Here is a 19,809-nt window from a genome sequence, read left to right on the forward strand (position 1 = left end):
ATCTCTACCTTCAGATAGTTTGACTCAATAAATCAGACGATATCTACCGTTTGGCTACACCAGTTTTCTACTATTTCTATGTAAGCTCGAAGGGGACATTTGGCTGGTGAGTTAGTTGGCATAAATTACTACGCACTCTAAAGAAAATATTCTTAAAAAAAGTATCAGATAAATGAGCTATTCGGATTCTAAAGGCACGGAACCAGAAAATCAAACGATAAAGCAAGAGGATGATGCAGGATCTCGCTCTGGAAATGTAGTATCGGTCGAAAAAACTGGTGAGGTGCAAGACAATTCCCCTCCCGAGCGAGTACGGACAAAATCTTCCTCTAGACAGAAGCGCCAGTGGGTATCAATTATAGGTGCGATCGCTATCCTTCTGGGTGGGGGCTTTTTGGGTTGGCAGTGGTGGCAGCGTCAAGAGCAAGGTCAGTCACCACCAGGACAAAGCCAGCCGCGTGCTGTTCCCGTCAACACGGCAACAGTTTCATCTGGCACTATAGTTGAAAGCTCGGAATTTATTGCTAATTTGGAATCGCGGCAGTCGGTGACTCTTTTGCCACAAGTTCAGGGACGAGTCGCGCAAATTTACGTCCAACCAGGTACTCAAGTCAAAGCTGGGCAACCACTGGTGCAAATCGATCCTGACGAGCAACAAGCCTCCGTATCGGGTGCAGTTGCGGCAGCAGCAGCGGCTCGCGCTCAAGTCGCAACTGCACAAGCTACACTGCGATCGCTCAGAGCAGAAAGGCAAGCCACTCTATCCGATCTAAGACTGAGCCAAGAGCAGTACAAACGATATTCTGCACTAGCTGGTCAAGGAGCAGTATCGCGAGAGACGAGAGACCAATATTACAACCAACTGCAAACAGCCCGCGCTAATTTGAATGCGATCGATAAGCAAATCGAAGCACAGACATCGGCAGTCGCTCAAGCTCAACAAGCCGTACAGCAAGCAGAGGCAAATACTAACCAGGCGCGAGTGCAACTGCAATACTTCCAAGTCAACGCTCCTTTTGCAGGTACAGTAGGCGCGATTCCCGTCAAAGTTGGCGATCTCGTCACGCCTTCGACTCAACTAACCACCGTGACTCAAAATCAACCTTTAGAAGTGAACGTCTCTATCCCACGGGAACGGGTGGCACAAGTGGAGATCGGTACGCCAGTAGAATTATTAAACGAACAGGGAGAGCAAATCGGTACGAGCAAGGTATTTTTTATCTCGCCCCAAGTGACAAACGACACGCAATCGGTCTTAATTAAAGCCTTATTTGCTAATTCCCCAACCCAGCTCCGAGCCGATAGCTTTGTCCGCGCCAGAGTGATTTGGAACCAGCGACAAGGAATTTTGATTCCTACTACAGCAGTATCGCGAGTTGCAGGGCAAACATTTGTCTATGTGGTACAACAAACAAAATCCCCATCGGGACAAACTCAACTAACGGCTCGACAGCAACCAGTGAAGTTAGGTGAGATTCAAGACGATCGCTACCAAGTGCGATCGGGATTGCGATCGGGAGACAGAATCGTTACCTCTGGTTTACTCAACCTCAGAGATGGCGCTGCGATCGCCCCTGTGCCAGAGCAGGGAGCAGGGGCAGAGGAGCAGAGGGGCAGAGGAAACTAAGAGCAATCTAAAATTTAAAATCTAAAATTTCCCCCAACTCCCAACTCCCTACTCCCTAGTTATGTTCGTAGATTTCTTCATCAAGCGCCCTGTCTTTGCTAGCGTCTGTACCATCATTATTCTGTTGGCAGGAGCGATTAGCATTCCCACGCTACCTGCTGCCCAGTATCCCGAAATTAGTCCGCCTCAAGTCAATGTCACGGCAAACTACACTGGAGCTAGTGCAGAAATTGTCGAAAACACTGTCACAACTGTATTAGAGCGGGAAATTAACGGCGTTCGCGGTCAGAGGTACATTAGTTCTAGCAGTAACAACGATGGTAGCAGTTCGATTTCGGTCACGTTCGAGCCGACTCGCGACCAAGATTTGGCAGCTGTTGACGTACAAAATCGCGTATCCGTCGCCCAGGCACAGTTACCAGAAGCAGTACAGCGCACGGGAGTGACGGTAACGAAGCGGTCTAGCACTCTGTTGTTGGCACTTGGGCTGTTTTCCGAACAGAACAAATACGACCCGATCTTTTTAAGTAATTATGCCGATATCTACCTCGTAGATGCTCTCAAAAGAATCGAGGGTGTTGGCGATATTACAATTTTTGGCGAACGCAGATATGCGATGCGCGTGTGGTTAGACCCGAATTTACTTGCCAGTCGCAATCTCACAGCACAAGATGTCGTGGCGGCGCTCAACGAACAAAACATTCAAGTTGGTGCGGGGCGATTGGGTCAACAGCCGCTTCCTAACAATCAACAATATCAAATCGACGTGCGGGCGCAAAGTCGCCTGCAAGATGCCTCCGAATTTGAAAATATCGTCCTCAAAACGGGTGCAGATGGAACGCTGGTGAGGCTGAAAGATGTCGGACGGGCAGAATTAGGCGCAGAAAATTACGATTCCTTCTTGCGATTTCGGGGACAAGATGCTGTAGGCTTGGGGGTTTATCAATTACCAGGTAGTAATGCCTTGGAAGTTGCTAGTGCGGTTAAAGTTGAAATTCAAAGACTGTCACAAAGTTTCCCTCCAGGCATGAGGTATGATGTCGCCTTTGACACGACTTTATTCGTGCAAGAATCGCTTTCCGAAGTGGTAATTACGCTATTAATTGCGATCGCCCTAGTTATTACCGTAATCTTCCTGTTTCTGCAAAACTGGCGAGTTGCTGTCATTCCTGCGATTACGATCCCTGTAGCTTTGATCGGTACGTTTGCTTTTATTAAAGTTTTCGGATTTTCGATTAATAGCTTGACGCTGTTTGGTCTAACTTTAGCTACAGGGATGGTGGTAGACGATGCGATCGTCGTAGTTGAAGATATTTCCCGCTTGTTGCAACAAGAAAACATGGAGCCGCGTCAAGCTGCATCGGTAGCGATGCACGAACTACTAGGTGCAGTCATTGCCACGTCTTTAGTATTGATGGCGGTGTTTATTCCCGTAGCTTTCTTCCCAGGTACTACAGGGGCATTATACCGTCAATTCGCGCTGACAATTGCCTTTTCGATCGCCATCTCTACCTTTCTTGCTATTACGATTACGCCTTCTTTAGCAGGTATTTTGCTGCGACGAGAACAAACTACAGGCGGCTGGTTAGGTCGAATTTTCCACCAAATCAATCGTTTTCTTGACTGGTTGCGGCGAGGTTATCAAAAAATTCTCCATCGCCTAGTCAGAATCAAATACATTGTTTTGGCGCTATTTGCTGCCGCGATCGCCTTTACAGCTTGGTTATTTGTGACTGTGCCTACTGCCTTTTTACCAGAAGAAGACCAAGGATATTTTATTACATTGGTGCAGGGTCCGCCTGGAGTTTCTTTAAACTATACAGATGATGTGATGCGGCGAGTCGAGACGCAAATTCTCAAAATTCCCGAAGTGCAATCGACTTTTACTGTCGGTGGTTTTAGTTTTAGCGGCAATACTGCTAATAATGGGATTATTTTTACCTCGCTCAAACCTTGGAATGAACGTAAAGGTACGGGGCAATCAGTTCAAGCAATTACGCAGAAGTTAGGCGGACAATTAGCAGCAATTCCGCAAGCAAGAATTATTCCCACAAATCCGCCGGCAATTCCTGGTTTGGGTAGCATTGGTGGCTTTCAATTTCAATTACAAGACCGAGGGAATGTTGGTTTAGATACCTTATTGCAAACAGCTAATCAATTGATAGGTAGAGCCAGTCAAACAGAGGGGTTGCAAAGAGTATTTACAACTTTTACTGCTAATACACCACAAGTAATAGTAGAAGTTAATCGCAACCAAGCTAAAGCACTACAAGTTTCTATTGACGATATTTATAACACGTTGCAGACTTTTTTAGGTTCGCAGTACGTGAATGATTTTAATTTAGAACAGCGCAGCTATCGCGTTTACGTACAAGCAGACGGACAGTTTCGTAATAACCCCGATGATATTCGCCAGCTCTACGTGCGATCGGCACAGGGACGCACGATCTCTCTAGCTAATTTAGTGAAAATTACGCCGACAACTGGAGCGCAGACAATTAATCGCTACAATTTATTTCGCTCAATTGAAATTACTGGTTCGGCAGCTGAAGGCTTCAGTTCTGGCGAAGCAATTCAAAAGATGGAACAAATTGCTGCTGAGGTGCTACCACCTAATATCGGTTATGAATGGTCGGGAATTACGGCGGAGGAATTAGAGTCTGGCGGACAAGCACCAATCATTTTTGGTTTGGGGATCGTTTTTGTCTTTCTAGTTTTAGCAGCTCAGTATGAAAATTATCTCGATCCGTTGATTATTCTCTTAGCTGTACCGCTAGCTGTTCTGGGTGCATTATTGGCTCTAACTTTACGCGGTTTTCCTAATGATGTCTACGGTCAAGTTGGGTTAGTGATGTTGATTGGGTTGGCAAGTAAAAATTCAATTTTAATTGTAGAATTTGCCAATCAATTGCGCGATCGCGGGTTGTCAATTACACAAGCAGCTTTAGAAGCAGCTCAAGAACGCTTGCGACCGATTTTGATGACGGCAATTTCTACTCTAGTGGGAATTTTCCCCTTAGTGATAGCTAGCGGAGCGGGAGCGGGTAGTCGTCAATCTTTAGGTACGGCTGTATTTGGCGGAATGCTGGTGGCTACGGTTTTGAGTTTGTTTGTCGTACCGATTTTGTACATTACATTTGAGTCATTTGGCGATCGCTGGTTTCATAAAGATCGCAAGTCTAAACGTTCTCAACAACAATTATCAGAGCCAGCACGGGAGTCAGAAGTCACTCGCTAAGTTTTACTTGTTTAATTACCACCTTTGAAGGTAGTAATTAAATCTGACAGCAACGTAGCAAAACTAACTTAGGAGGAATCATGAAAATTCTAATTGTTTACTACTCGATGTAAGGTTATACCTGGAAACTAGCGCCAGCCGTTGCTGAAGGGGCAAGTAAAATTCCTGGAGCTGAAATCATGCTGCGTCAGGTTCAGGAATTTGAAGCGATCGCATCATCGACCAAAACGAAGCCGCTCGTCAAGTGCGGCAGCAACAGCAGGACATTCGCATCGTCCTTGGACTTGGAATGATATTGCTGCTTATTCCACACTTGCTTGAGGCACGTCCCTTTCAACGATGATGCATTACCATTTGCTACAGACGAGCGTTCAATGATGCACTGCTGCGCGACACCTAAAACACGCGAGCTGCAACGGATTTACTCATACCATAATCGATCTGCATTCACGACTCGATACCGCAGTGCTTCTCGTGCTGATGCTGACAAGTGGCGAGCGTCTTTGAGTTTTGTAGCATACTCTCGACGTAGCTACACTTACTACGTTAACTAATCTCTGCTCTGGTCAGTAAAAATTAAAAGACGTTCAAGTATCTTAAGTAATTAAGTAATAAAGTATTAGTGCTTATTATTTTCATACGCATTAGTATCTTAATACCAATTTTTTACTATATAATATCAATAATGCTACACGTCGTTGCATATAATTTAAAATTTTGTTACGCTATTTATCATTCGCTTGGATAATATCTTGTAGGGGGGTACTCTAAAAAATAGAAGATATGTACTACTAAAACAAAAAGAAAATTACTAGTTTTAATATGTCCATGAGTTAGAATTTCATCATAAGTATCGCTAAATACTCGATCGCCATACTACTTTCTGTTGTCTAACGCTGAAAAAAACAATAGAGTATGTTATGAAATGAAGGCATTAATTAAAGAAATCAAAAAACAAATAATAAGAACTTTTTATAGTATGATTGATATATGGGCTGTTTAAATTAGCTACTGGATCGCTTTAAGACAACTAAATGCTTTGTCTGGAAATGCTTATTGCAATCCAACTAAATTTGCGTTCGTTTTAAATCTGTCTACATGGCTAGGAATTTTGCCAACTAGTCAAATGGATTTTTGTAGATTTTTCATAACTATTCAATTCAACTTAATTTTGATTCCTCATATTTATTGACATATGGCACGACGCTCCCTACAAGCATCTACTATAGGTATTGAAAAAGCGAAAAGGGCTTTTAGACATACGCAATGGACGCAAGAAGATCTAGCATGTGAAGTTGGAATTGAAACACGCCAACCAATATGGAAGTTTTTCGCAGGCAAACCGATTGAGCGGCAGACATTTCTAGAAATTTGCTTTCGTCTAGGTTTAGATTGGCAAGAGATTGCAGCTCTACCAACTGATAGCATATCGACAAAGGAAGAGAACGAGAACGACGAGAGAGCAAATCTCGATACCTTAGTACGAGCAGCGCGATCGCATTGTCACGATAAAATTCAAGCAGAGTATGGGGCTATACGGTTATTAGATACAGCCCGACCAATAGAGTTAGAAGATATTTATATTAAACTTGATGTATTCGAGGACGTTACAAGTAATAGACGGTTAGACAAATCTCATTTAAATTGCCCTAGGATCGAAGATCCGAGCTGCCAGAGTTGTAATGAAGTTCGTCAAAAACACGTCTCAGCAGCACAAGTAATTGAAACTTATTCTAAGCTGACGATTCTAGGTAAACCAGGGTCTGGCAAAACCACACTTTTGCAGTACATTGCTATTCAGTGCAATCGAGGTGGCTTGTTTTCAGATCGGCTACCAATCTTTATCCGACTAAGAAGCTTTGCTGAGGATGCCAGCAAAACTCAACACTTTAGTTTATTCAGCTATATTAGTCAAGAGTTATGTAAAATCGGATTTTCTGAGCCGCAAATTGAAACTTTACTTCATCACGGTCAAGCATTGTTTCTACTGGATGGCTTAGATGAAGTAGAAGAAGAGTATAGAGCAGAGGTTCAGCAACAGATTAGTGTTTTGTCAAAAGATTATGACAAAAATCAGTTTATAGTTTCCTGTCGCACTTCCACACCGTGGTACTGGCTTGAGAAATTTACTGATGTTGAGATAGCTGATTTAAACTTCTCTCAAGTCGAAGCATTCGCTCAGCAGTGGTTTGTAAACGTCAGCAATAACCCCAGAGAACAAGGGTTAGTACAAGCAGATCGGGTTCTAAAAGAACTAATGTTGCCTGAAAATCAGTCAATTTATAGCCTTGTTAGAACACCTCTTTTTCTGCACCTAGCTTGTTCTCTATTTCAAACCAATTTAAGCTTTGCTGCTCAACACGCTGAGTTATACAAACAAGCATTAGATATTTTGTTAGTTCGGTGGGATCGCGTCAGAGGAATTAAACCAGATAAAAGTCTCTATCAGTTATCTTTACCTCATAAGATAAAACTACTCAGCCAGATTGCCGCTATTACCTTTGAGCAAGACAACTACTATTTTACGCAGAGTAATCTCTTGCATTATATCAAAGACTATCTTCGCACTTTACCCAATACTCCATCTGATTCAGAAGAACTTTACTTCATTAGTGAAACAGTGATAAGGTCGCTCTTGGTAGAACATGGAGTCATAGTAGAACAAGCTCAAGGAATCTACTCATTCTCATATCCCACTTTTCAAGAATATTTCACGGCTAGAAATATTGTTGCTAATCTTGAGCCAGAAGCTTTAAATAGAAATCTGAGGCAGTTGACTATCCACATGAGCGATCCTCGCTGGCATGAAGTTTTTCTATTCGTTATGGAAATGATAGAAGATGCCGATCCTCTAATTCAGTTAATGCAACAACGCAGCGATGAGCTGGTAGATGCTGATGAGAAATTGCAGCAGTTTCTGATCTGGCTTCAGCAGAAATCTCTTTCAGTCGAAGTACCTTACGAACCTGCCGCAGTTCGTGCTTTTTATCTATCGTTGGAGCTTCACGGCGAATCAGAACCAGCTTACGACTTGTCTCTCTCCATTGAGATCGATCCAAGACTTACGAGTAAGCTGACTTACGATCTATATTTGGATCTAGCTTTGAAACGCTTGCTATCCATAGGACTTACTATCTGCGATCGCCCGTCTGAGGAACAAATTCTTGCTATAATCTCTGCCTTTCCTTACAAGATAGATCTCGATTGTCACTCCAAATTGCAAAATTTACTAGAAGAACTTAGAGAACAACTACCCAACCCTCAACAAAGCCAAGAAAAGCTCAAGGAATGGTGGAGTACTAATGGTCAAACTTGGGTTGAGGAAATGAGGTCTCAGATCCTCTGGGAGCGTAATATCGGTTACCAATGGCAGTTCAGCGAATATCAGAAGGCAATACTTCAGCAATACTATGTTGCTAAGTACTTAGTAGTAAAGTGCCTTAAAAAGAGTCGTGAAATCAGTTTTAGCGTACGAGCAAAAATTGAGGAAACATTTCTTTTGCCAGCATTACTGAAAGTTTTGCACTATTGAAAGATTAATAAACAATCCCGCATTTATCAAACTGACCTTCCTAAGAATTCTGAATTTATTTTTGTAGTTGATAATATTTCGTCAAAACAATGCTTGATAGCGAAGTTTTGACTCACTTAGTTCTCTAAGAGTCTAATACTGAATCATAGATTGGCAACAAGAAACTGAAATAACTTTTGACATCCAAAGGTGTGACGCTTTCCCTCGCCGCACTACCCAAAGAATGTCTCAAATTTTGATTCTGAATTAGCGATTCAATGGCAGTGGAGAGTTGTTGAATATCTCCAGGCTGGACTAATAAACCATTTTTTCCCGAGACAATCAAATCGGGAATTCCCCCTACTTGCGTTGCGATGACAGGTAATCCCCACCCCATTGCTTTTAGCAAAGCTAAGGGTAATCCTTCATTGTAAGTAGGTAAGATAAAGACATGTGCTTTAGTTAATAAAGCATCTCGTTGCTGTGGATTGAGCCAATCGTATATAGTAATGCGATCGCAAATAGTACTAGTTCTTGAACTATAACTCGTGACTAAATCGCGGGCTTTGTCAACCTCTCCATCTCCTGCCAAGGTTAAATTTGCTTGGTTTCTGATCGGCTCAGGTAACATGGCAAAAGCGCGAATCAGATCGAAAGTGCCTTTACGCTGTCCGATGCGTCCTAAAAAAACAAGATTAATCTGGTTCGATCGCTCTCGGTGAGGAACTTGAGTTGGTAATTCAATCGGATTAGCCAGTACCAAGACTTGTTCTGGTTTTAAACCAAATTTATCCACGTAGAAATTACGCCAACTCTCGGAAACAGCAATGAAGCGATCGCACTGACTAAATGCCCGCAACAATCCTTGTCTGACATTTAACGATAACCCCTGATAAAATTTATAAAACTCAGGACTATTAGAATGTAGAATTACGGGTTTGCAAAACAAGAATTTAGCAATTAGAATCACAATTGATTTGCGATAAGCACTGCCTCTCTCGGCTACATGCGCGTGAACGATATCCACTTTTTTCGTTAATAGCACCAAGATAACCCGAACCAGGGCGATCGCAAACCCAAAAGCTTTTTGCATTGCCGAACCATCAACTGCCGTGCCAATATGTTGAATTTGCACGTTAGCAGGAGCATGTTTCAACATATGCTTTTCTAAAGTTACAATTCCTCCCTGCTTAGATAAGCTGTCTCCCACCATAAGAATATCGATTTTGTTTTTTTTGCTATTTTTCATTTACTAATTTCCATAATTTTGAACTTATATACAAGCAATTTTGAACAAAAACTATGCGTAAATCTAAATCACGTAATATTGGAAAAAAATCATATTAGTAAATACTTAAATTCTGACTTTTAAACCTTGACTTTTCTACTCGATAATTTATAAAATCTGGCGCTACTCTACCAAAACTTTTGCAGTAGAATCATTCACCTCCATAGTGGTTTATTATTCAGCATTTAGTTTTCGGTACGAGCATAGTCATCTTGAAAGCGGATGATATCATCTTCTCCTAAGTACTCACCATTTTGTACTTCAATTAAAACTAAGGAAATGATGCCTGGATTTTCTAAACGGTGAGCTGCACACTGAGGTACATAGGTAGACTGGTTGTTCTTCAGCAACACTTCTCGATCGCCACAAGTTACCTTAGCTGTACCAGAGACAACAATCCAGTGTTCGCTGCGGTGGTGATGCATTTGCAGGCTGAGACGGTGTCCAGGCTTAACTTCTATGCGCTTGATTTTGTATCCACGTCCTTCTTCTAAAATCGTGAAAGAACCCCAAGGGCGTGACTCAGTTACTATAATGTTTGTGGGATTGGGTACTGGAAGTACGGACAGCGCGTTCATTGGTTTTGTTTCTTGATGTTGAGTCATATAACCTCGTTTATAGATATGACAAAAGTTTGCTTATTTGTCGCTAGCTTCTTCAATTGTTTCAATTACCGCTAAGCAAATATTGGAAGCTAGCAGTACGAGTATCGCGCTTGCCACATAAGCCATTGTCAGAAGCTGAAGTACTGTTTCGAAGGAAATGTTAGGGTTCATGATTTTGTCTCCTTGAGTCAAGGCTAGCGATCGTATTTCTTTTTGCTGTTACTACTAGGAGCAGAGAATAGTTATCACCCATTTATTCTCTGAAGGCTCTCTAAGTTCTAACTCTGTATTAATAATATTTGGATAAATGTGTTCACCATACAATAACCTCATTAACACTACCTTCGTTAGCATGAGAGAAATAACTGCTATATTCATTTTGATCGACGATCCCATTAACTACCAAACCTAAGACGTTGTGACCTGAACGCTCCAACATCTCTTGAGCAGCATTGGCACTGTTAGCATCAATGACTCCAGGTCGAGCTACTAACAAAATTCCATCAGTCATTTGGCTTAAAGTCAGAGCATCAGCAGCAAGAAGAAGGGGAGGAGCATCGATAATCACAAAGTCATACTGAGATGCAAAACCTTCAACTAGTGCTGCCATCTGTATGGAATCAAGCAAGGCTAGTGGATTGGGAGGAGTAACTCCAGCAGTTAAGACATCAAGATTATTCATGACCTTAGACGTGGCAATGCTAACTTGAGCCTGTCCTACAAGTACCTCGCTCAAACCTGTTGCATTAGTGAGTTGCCAGAGATGATGCTGAGAAGAATCTCGCATGTCTGCATCAACGAGTAAGACTTTACGTCCTAGTTGAGCGATCGCCGCTGCTAAATTAGCAGAAACTGTAGACTTGCCTTCTTGAGGAACAGCACTAGTTACCACAATAGTTTTCAATGCCCGATCTGGACTGAGAAATTTTAGATTAGCTTGAATCATGCGATAGATTTCGCTAGTCAAGGAGTAGGGTTTATCTCTAACAGAAATTTCTGGATTTGTTGATTCCACATCCCAATTATTGGAGCGGACTTTATTAGTAGCTAGGGGAATAACTCCTAGCAACGTATATCTAAACCTTTGTCTAATTTCCTCAAGTGTTTTTAGAGAGCGATCTCTTAGTTCAAGAAAGAGAACAGTACTTGTGGACAACAAAGCACCAAACATTATCCCCAGCGCTAAAATGATGAGTTTTTGCTCTAATACTGGTTTTTCGGGAACTAAAGCTTGAGCAATAATCCGCGCATGAGCTGTAGTTTTATTTTCAGCCACCTGTAATTCTTGTATTTTTTTCAGTAAAGTTTGATAAGTAGACTGAGCGACCACAAGTCTCCGTTCTAACTCCTGCTGATTTTGGACTAATTGAGGTATAGTGTTTTTTCGTTGTTCGTAAGTAGAACGAGAATTAGACAGAGAAGCTAGTTTTTGAGCCAAACTACGACGCTGTACATCTGATTGCAACAAATTTTCGATCAAGTCTTGCCTGAGTTCTCCAATTTGCAATAGTCCCGCTGCAACTTTTGTTTGACTACCAACAGTTTGTTTTATTTGTTTTTGTAGGAGAGCCTCTAAGTTAGATTTCTTCGCTGTTAAATCGATAATTACAGGGTTGTTATCCGAATAACGGCTGCGCTGACTCGCTAATTGTCGTTCTGTATCTTGAAGTTGGATAAGGACTCCCTGTACCGCAGGCGATTGACTGAGGGCGCTCACTGCACTTGCTTGTTGAGGATTTAGACCTACTTTTTGACGAAGCTCTTTAGTTTGGGTATTTGCTTGGTCCAGTTCAGCCTTAAGATTATCAATTTGGTTATCTAAACTACCAATATTTGCAACAGCTGTTTTAGCCTCTTCTGATAGATCGACAATGTTGTTTTTTTGTTTAAAGATGCGTAGTTTTACTTCTGCTTGGTGAACGGCGGCTTGAGATTTAGGAAGCTGTTTTCCCATAAATAGACGAGTTGCTTCTGCCTCGGAGCGACTTGTAAGGATATCATTTTCTAAGTACAACTCCATGATTTTATTAACTACTGCTGCTGCTTTCTCAGGGTTGTGGTGTTTATAGGTAATTCGTAATACATCTGTGCCACCAACGATTTTTAGCTTTACAGCCTTTTTGAACGCCTCAACTTCTTGCGGTTCACCTCGCTCGTTTTTGAGTTGCAATTCGTCTATCGTCTGCTGTAACAAAGTAGGAGATGATATAACTTCGATTTGACTACTGATAGGATTCTGAGTTGAGACTAGCGCTCTCAAATCTCCTGTTTCTTGTCCTTCAGAAATACTAGGTAGGAGATTAGAACCTACGACGTTAAACGAGGGAATTTTAAATAATAGTTTTCCTTCTCCTTCATAAGATGGTTTCATGAAAGCAGCGGCTACAATACTGAGGGTAACTGTAGTTGCAAAAATACTGACAGTGGGTAACCATCTTCGTTTTAAGCTCAACCAATATTGGCTCAAGTCTAAATCAATAGATTCTCTAGATTCCATAATTTATCAATCCAAAATTCAATTTTTATTGATTTCTAAATTCGTAAGTGTTTTAACGATAGGGAGCATTGTCAAAAGCACGGGCGATCGCATTCCATGCCAATTTACGTTTAAAATTGGCATCTAGCGGTAAAGGTCGTACCTTTGCACCATCTCGCCGTGGTTGATATTCCGAGAGCCAGGTATAGCGATCGCTCAATCCCCACGTTAAAACTGCAATGACTGCTGGCTCATCTAGTACTACCGACAGATAATCTTCATAAGTGGCGGCGACAATGCGATCGCGAACTTTGAGATCTACAGGCAAGTTTTTATCTTTGACATCTATTTCTGTAATTAAGATTTTGAGATCTAGATTAGCTATTTCACTGAGAAATTTTTGAAACTTCTGAGAATTAAAGCGAGTTTCGTTGCCTGACAAGTGAGATTGAATACCCAGAGCATGAATTGGTGTACCTTTAGACTTTAAATTCTTTAATAAATTCAGTACAGCCTTTCTTTTAGCCTCATGTTCAGGAGTGTCATATTCCAGTCCATAATCATTATAAACTAGCATTGCTTTAGGATCGGCTTCTGCCGCTGCACGAAAAGCTATTTCGATGTAATCTCGTCCTATAAATTGCAGCCAAGGTGTTTTCCTCAACCCATCAGATCGTCTGTCCTGTAAATTAATTGCTTCATTTACCACATCCCATGAATGGATATTTCCAGCATAATGTTTAACAACTGTAGTAATGTGTTCTAGTAATAACTGTTTAGCATTCTTGCTATTGATAGTTTTGAGAAACCATTTGGGCATAGCTTCATGCCAAACTAAAGTATGCCCGCGAAATAGTAACCCGTGAGTGCGGGCAAAATCAGCCAGCCAATCAGCAGGCATAAAGTCAAAAGAAGTAGATGTGGGGCGCAGAAAATTCCACTTTAATTCCCACTCTGAAACAATGATGGCGCACTCTTTAGCAACGCTTGCTACCAATTGCGGATTTGCAGATAAGGAATCTTTGTTAACTGCTGCTCCATACAATAATCCCTTAATCAGCGCTCGCTTACCTAAAGACATATTTCCACTTGCTACAAAGTTTTTATTTAGAGGATAGATTTGCCTTGGTTCGAGTGCATTCTTACTAGTTAAAACACTAATACTAACAAACATGCTTGACCAAAAAAATAATGTTTGCCTTCTTGTGAAAAGATTTTTTTTCGCCATAATTTTTGCTTGTTAGCAATCTACCTAAGCCGATAGTGAGATTCTAAGATTAACCTCCTTTAAATCTTATCCATCCTTCTGATAAAAGTAGTTTCAATAAAAGCCACGGTTCAACCAAGTAGCGCCGCCATAATCGCCTCGGTTCTGCTATTAGTCGAAATAGCCATTCTAAGCCCCATTTTCCCGACCACCGTGGTGGAGTAGGAACTGTACCTGCAACATAATCTATAGCTGCCCCTGATGGTAAAATGACGTTAGCACAAAGGTGTTCTAGGTTATCGAGTATCCAGTGTTCTTGTCGTGGCATACTCATACCTACCATCAATATGTGAGGTTGATAAGCGTTAATGATTGCCAAGCGATCGCAGTTTTCTGAACTCTCCATAGTCGGATCGAAGTATCCATCTGCCGTAGCTATCTCTAAGTTGGGAAACCTATCTTTGAGGTTCTTAGCTCCCTGTTCAGCTACTCCAGGCTTAGAACCAAGATAGAATACCCGCCATCCTTGGTAAGCTGCCTCAGCTATGAGCGGTTCTATCCAATCTGCGTATGTAACTCGGTGTTCTCGTTTTAAGGGAAGACCCAAAAAGCGCCCAAGCAAAACTAATGCCATACTATCAACATGGGTGTAATCCGCTTTATCGTAAAAAGCTCGCATTTTAGGATCATGATGATAGAGGTAAATGCTATGCAAGTTATGGTTAGCAATTATCCAATGTTTGTTAAGGTTAATAGCTTCAGTAATTAGAGCATTTAACTGAGGTATAGACAAAGCATTAACCGTAATCCCCAACATTCTTAGAGATTGAATGATTTTAGATTCAGCCAATAAGTTTTTCATAAGCATCTACCATGTTTTCTAAACTCAGAATGTCTGTTATCAATCGTGAAAAAATTCAGAGAAGTTAAGTAAAAAATTAAACGAAGACTTCATAAGACGGTAAGTAAGACACTAATTTTCTATTAGATATCTTAGATATGATAAAATTATCAGATTCAGCAATAGAGCAACTTTATATTTGCGATTGCTCTGCTATAATTCGCTGTTTTTGGATTGCTCCTGCTATCTTGAAGGCGAAACCTTCGATCTGGTTGTAAATAGAGAGAGGTAACAACTGAAGCAAATAAGCCGCAGCTAAAGTTGAATATGTGCGTTGTGGTTCTTCTATCAGAATCCGCCAATCAGTGGCTATTGCTTGGTGAGACATTTTTATTGCCAGATCTCTCGATTTTTGTGTGATAGCCCTTCGCGCTATATGCCTTTGATAAACAGCTTTAGCTCTACTACCCCAGAGATCGACAATCTCTGGAGCATAAGAGTGCGTCTTTTCAAGTACCTTTTCTATAGCGTCTAACTGTTTGAGCATATTAGCCGAAAGGCTTTGTGAGGTGACTCGATAAAGAGTCAAAACTTGAGGGATACCCTCTATTTTCCATCCCGCCTGAATTGCAATCCTTAGCCAGCAATCAAAGTCAGTAGCGTCGGCATTTGAATGGCGCAGTCGTTCATCGAAATAAAAGTCTTCCACAGTTCCATGCAAGTTATCTTGGAATCTAATTGCTGCAAATGCTTCGCGTCGTATTATCCCTGCTGAACCATTACCAATAGGATTACGACACAGTAAATAGGCTGGAGTGATATCTCGGAACTTAGGTTTCTGATAAGTACCTAAGGGTTCACCATCTTCATTGATAAAAGCAGAATAGCTGAAACTAACGCCTACATCGCGAGAATTATTGAGATGATTGACGTGTTTTTCTACTTTTTCTGGTAGCCAAATGTCATCAGCATCTAGAAATCCTATGTATTTTCCTTGAGCATGACGAATTCCTGTATTTCTAGCTCCAGGAAGTCCACGATTTTTTTGACGAATAATTTTTATCCTAGAATCAGTGAACTTTTGACATATTTCTATACTTTTATCAAGAGAACCATCATCAACAATCAAAATTTCTATATTTTCATATGTTTGTTGCAAAGCTGACTGAACTGCATCAGATACATATCTTTCTGCGCCATAAACTGGAATAACAATAGATACCTTATTCATAAAAATGTTTTCTCCTCATATTTGATTTAAGTATTTCTTAAATTCACTGGTAGTTTAATAAGTAAGAGAGAAATAGTTACATATAGAACCCAAAAAATACTATTTTGTACTAAAAGAGTGTTTTCAGTTAGATTTGCTAAAACAATGTATGTAAAATACACCAATGGAAAAATACTCACCGACGTTTTGCTTTGGCGAATCCAGGCTAATCCATTAATCAAATTTTTCCAAAATCCAATCAAAAATATCAACACTCCTAATAAGCCTAAATCAAGCCAGAGATCCAAAACCCCATTATGAGAGTTTGGAGAAATCCAGCCTATTATGTACCAAACATCAACAGACTCACCTGTCCAATCAGTAGACCAAAATCCACTGTATCCATAACCTAGCCAAGGACGTTGCTGAATCTTGTTCACAACAGCCGGCCACAAATCTGTACGACCAGTAAGTGTTGCATTTTTACCGAGTAACCCCATGAAGTTATCCAGGTTGCTAATCAATAATATATAAAAGCTTCCACTTACTATTGTTATGGCAATAAGAGTAGGAACCATTATTTCATAACGCTGTCGAAAAGTTCGGTATATATGAATTGCAGCTACAAGAAATACCAGGTTCGTTAAGGATGTCTTTGAAGTTGATAGTAAGACGAGAACTACTGAAAATAGAAAGCCACATCCTAAAATAAAACGATAATTTTTGCTATCCATAGCTAGGAGAAAAAAAACAATTGCGCTTAGCACCATAGTTCCTCCCAAAGTATTTTTATGTGGATATATCCCCCGCCAAGCTCCTGCATGGATTCCTCCCATAGACCCGTATTGAGGCAGCACCATACCAAAGAAAAAACTTAGGAATATTGCTATACCAAAGACCCAGCTCAGTAAATAAAGTAGCTGTTTTAAGCTGTAACGTGTCGCTAAATAGAATCCGAAAGCAGTTGTTCCAAGCAAAGCTATACCACGGCGTAGTGTCATTTCTGGAGAAAAAGACCATGAAATTGAAATTAAGGCAACCCCTACTAAAACCCAGATAAATTTATCTTTACTGAGCAAATAAATTGTTGTTTTCCATCGCGCGATCAGGAGTAAAAAGCTGATTCCGTAATTGAGAAGAAAAAGAAACCATATCAAAGTATTATCTGGTTGAATTGTAGTTAACTCTCCTTCACTTATTCCTCCTGTAAAAATAACAGATAGAGGACCCGACGTATAATGCAATAAAGACAAAGTAGCAAATATATTTTCGGCAACCACTAATTTTTTTTTCATGACAAAAATTTTATTTCATGTTTATTTAAATAGGCTTGTGCATATGCTGCGGCTGTTTTTTTATAAAAAAATAGCGAATTTGTTGCCTGATATTTTGAGGAAATAACCACATAGCAAAATATAATAAAAAATCAACAGGTCTAGGTTTACCGAACTTGAGAATATCCCATAATAAAAGCAAGAATACTTTCCAACTACCTTCAGAAGAAGCTTGTGGTATTACTTCTATTACAATAAAAGCTGAATAGGCTAGCGGTGTTATTAACTCGCGAACTGAGCGAATCCAATCTAAAGAATATTTCCAGTTGCTAGTACTACTTAGACTATTACGGTTTAGTTGCATCGAACAAACACACAATTCTTCGGGTGCAAACTCAATTCCTACATCTGCTAATTGATTACTTCGCAACAGCCAGTCCCAATCTTCATGTCTGCGTAGATTATTAAAGGGGATTTTTTGTAGCAGCTCTTTTTTCGTTAACAATGTAGGAGTTGCTATAAATTTTTCTCCCATAAATAAAGAGTTACGAACGAAGAGATAATCACTTATATTCTCTGAATTGCTTATCAGCTTTTTAGGCCAAATGAAGTCTCCTTTTGATGACCGAGCAATGAAACGACTAGCGATAATTGGAAAAGCATAGCGTGAATGATTTGCTACTTCCAGTTGACGTTCAATCTTTTGGGGTAGCCATTCATCATCGTCATCCAGAAAGGCGATCCAAGTACCTTTTGCTTCCCTCACACCAGCATTTCTAGCACCTGCAGGTCCGACATTAACTGGCAGTTCTATTACTCTTAACCTAGAATCATTTATTGCTTCAATAACTTGAACTGTGTCTCGGTCGGGTCCATCCACAATTACAATAACCTCAATTGCTTTGTAGGTTTGAGCTAATGCGCTCTTGACTGCGCGACTAACAAGTTGAGGTCTATTTCGTGAAGGAATGACTACACTAACAACTGGTTGAATACTTTCATTTGTTGACACAGTATTTCTCCTGAATATTATTAACAGTAATCTTTGTAAATAAACACTATTTTTTGAAAAAAGCAGAATTTGTTAAGCTAAAACTATTTGATACTCGAACACTCAAAACTTTAACTAATACAGCATATATAAACGTAGCTGTAACTAAAACTGCCAAAAAGTTTAACCCACTTAACTTGAGGAAAGTAAAAACGGGCAGCATTAAAACACTAATAATAATTGGATAACGCATGATGTTCCATAAGTTGAATGAAAATAAACGATTGTAAACAGAATATACAAGCATACTAGTACTACTCAAAGAAATAACTATAGCCATATATGCAGCACCAATTAATTTATACTGTGAAATAAAGAATATGCCTGAAATTCCTCCCAAAATAGTAGTAGAAACAACTTCAAATAAATGAAGTTTTTCGTAGCTATTTGCTATTAAAATATATCCGCAACTTCTTGAAAAAGTAAATGTTAGGAGTGTCAAAGCAACTAAGTCAAAAGGTAATAGCGCTTCTTTAAAAGTAGGATCTTTATAAATAAAGTTCAATAAATCATTGCCTAAAATCAACATTCCAATTATTAAAGGCAAGACAATACATAGTAAAACTTGAATAATTCCTTCTCCGAACTGACGTTGCTTTTCTTTTCCTAACTCTACTAACTTTGACATTTTAGGAAAAGTAGCTAAAAGAATACTATCACAAAGAATATAATAAGGTTGCATTAATTGTTCAATGGCGCCATAAAGCCCAACTAACAATTCACTACCTAAGAGTGATAGGATAAGTATCTGCATTCTACCAGCAATTATTCCTATTGCTTCGAGCGCAAGAAATGTTCGAGAGTTTTTAATGGCCTTCCAAATAAAATCTTGTTTGATTTGCCAGTGAATACCAATTATATTGATCGCCAAACACCATTCAATTATCAAAATTAAAATTTCGGAAATTACCAAGATCGCAGCAAGGCTATCGACTCCATATTTAAGATTTATTGCCCAAATCATTACGAGCAAGCGCAATATATAAATTGGCACGGTCGATAATGCAATCAGGTGCATCTTTTCTTGTGCTTGAAAAATTGCTTCTGTAATATTGGAGAGTGAAAAGGGGATGATAGTCAACCCCATAATGTAACAAATGGTCGAAGTATCAGAACTATAGGGCAGCGCAAAAACTACAGCAACCAGAACCAAATAACCAATGATGCTGAACAATAACTGTAATAAAGTTCCATTGACCAGATAAACTGGTATTTCTTGTAGTTCGCGAGATAATTGCCGTGTAAAAAAACTCTTTAGCCCTTGAGAAGCTATGCTCATGAACATGTAGTAGTAACTGAATGCTAGTAAATACTGCCCTAATGCATGAGCTCCAAGGGTGCGAGCAATAGTTGCTGTTAATACAAAGGTTGCTATACCTTGCGTTAACCTATTGACCAGCATTGAAAGAGAATTTATAACCAGATTGCGTTGTTCTGACATTAGTAATTGATTATTCTGAGATAGGTTAAGCTTGCTGACA

At 40.1% G+C, this 19,809-nt stretch carries 12 protein-coding genes; 3 read left to right on the forward strand and 9 right to left on the reverse strand.

Annotated features, from left to right (window positions below; translation table 11 throughout):
• Positions 1 to 172: 172 nt before the first annotated feature.
• The 3 genes from QH73_RS22740 (at position 173) to QH73_RS22750 (ending at position 8,397) form a co-directional block, all read left to right on the forward strand.
• Positions 173 to 1,627, forward strand: coding sequence for an efflux RND transporter periplasmic adaptor subunit (locus QH73_RS22740; protein WP_132867488.1), 1,455 nt, complete (start codon positions 173 to 175; stop codon positions 1,625 to 1,627).
• Positions 1,628 to 1,688: 61 nt separating this feature from the next.
• Positions 1,689 to 4,865, forward strand: coding sequence for an efflux RND transporter permease subunit (locus QH73_RS22745; protein WP_039714339.1), 3,177 nt, complete (start codon positions 1,689 to 1,691; stop codon positions 4,863 to 4,865).
• Between the two features lie 1,195 nt (positions 4,866 to 6,060).
• Positions 6,061 to 8,397 carry an NACHT domain-containing protein gene (locus QH73_RS22750; protein ID WP_039714338.1) on the forward strand — a complete coding sequence of 779 codons (2,337 nt, stop codon included), beginning with the start codon at positions 6,061 to 6,063 and terminating at the stop codon, positions 8,395 to 8,397.
• Positions 8,398 to 8,521: 124 nt separating this feature from the next.
• On the opposite strand, the gene QH73_RS22755 is transcribed toward QH73_RS22750, so the two are convergent.
• The 9 genes from QH73_RS22755 to QH73_RS22795 form a co-directional block, all read right to left on the reverse strand.
• A complete protein-coding gene (locus tag QH73_RS22755; RefSeq protein ID WP_039714337.1) occupies positions 8,522 to 9,625 on the reverse strand; it encodes a glycosyltransferase family 4 protein in 1,104 nt (367 codons plus the stop codon).
• 224 nt (positions 9,626 to 9,849) lie between these two features.
• Positions 9,850 to 10,269 carry a phosphomannose isomerase type II C-terminal cupin domain gene (locus QH73_RS22760; RefSeq protein ID WP_039714336.1) on the reverse strand — a complete coding sequence of 140 codons (420 nt, stop codon included), beginning with the start codon at positions 10,267 to 10,269 and terminating at the stop codon, positions 9,850 to 9,852.
• 313 nt (positions 10,270 to 10,582) lie between these two features.
• Positions 10,583 to 12,766 carry a GumC family protein gene (locus tag QH73_RS22765; RefSeq protein ID WP_039714335.1) on the reverse strand — a complete coding sequence of 728 codons (2,184 nt, stop codon included), beginning with the start codon at positions 12,764 to 12,766 and terminating at the stop codon, positions 10,583 to 10,585.
• Positions 12,767 to 12,818: 52 nt separating this feature from the next.
• A complete protein-coding gene (locus tag QH73_RS22770; protein WP_039714334.1) occupies positions 12,819 to 13,973 on the reverse strand; it encodes an endo-1,4-beta-xylanase in 1,155 nt (384 codons plus the stop codon).
• A gap of 49 nt (positions 13,974 to 14,022) precedes the next feature.
• On the reverse strand, positions 14,023 to 14,814 hold the full coding sequence (locus QH73_RS22775) for a WecB/TagA/CpsF family glycosyltransferase (RefSeq protein ID WP_052289931.1): 792 nt from the start codon (positions 14,812 to 14,814) through the stop codon (positions 14,023 to 14,025).
• A gap of 172 nt (positions 14,815 to 14,986) precedes the next feature.
• Positions 14,987 to 16,024, reverse strand: coding sequence for a glycosyltransferase family 2 protein (locus QH73_RS22780; RefSeq protein WP_039714333.1), 1,038 nt, complete (start codon positions 16,022 to 16,024; stop codon positions 14,987 to 14,989).
• 26 nt (positions 16,025 to 16,050) lie between these two features.
• Complete coding sequence (locus QH73_RS22785; protein WP_039714332.1) at positions 16,051 to 17,298, reverse strand: O-antigen ligase family protein; 1,248 nt, start codon at positions 17,296 to 17,298, stop codon at positions 16,051 to 16,053.
• 25 nt (positions 17,299 to 17,323) lie between these two features.
• Complete coding sequence (locus QH73_RS22790; protein WP_201278297.1) at positions 17,324 to 18,289, reverse strand: glycosyltransferase family 2 protein; 966 nt, start codon at positions 18,287 to 18,289, stop codon at positions 17,324 to 17,326.
• Between the two features lie 46 nt (positions 18,290 to 18,335).
• Positions 18,336 to 19,769 (reverse strand): oligosaccharide flippase family protein, encoded by a 1,434-nt coding sequence (locus QH73_RS22795; protein ID WP_039714331.1) that lies wholly within the window; start codon positions 19,767 to 19,769, stop codon positions 18,336 to 18,338.
• Positions 19,770 to 19,809 lie beyond the last annotated feature (40 nt).

The organism is Scytonema millei VB511283, assembly GCF_000817735.3.
Lineage (GTDB): Bacteria > Cyanobacteriota > Cyanobacteriia > Cyanobacteriales > Chroococcidiopsidaceae > Chroococcidiopsis > Chroococcidiopsis millei_B.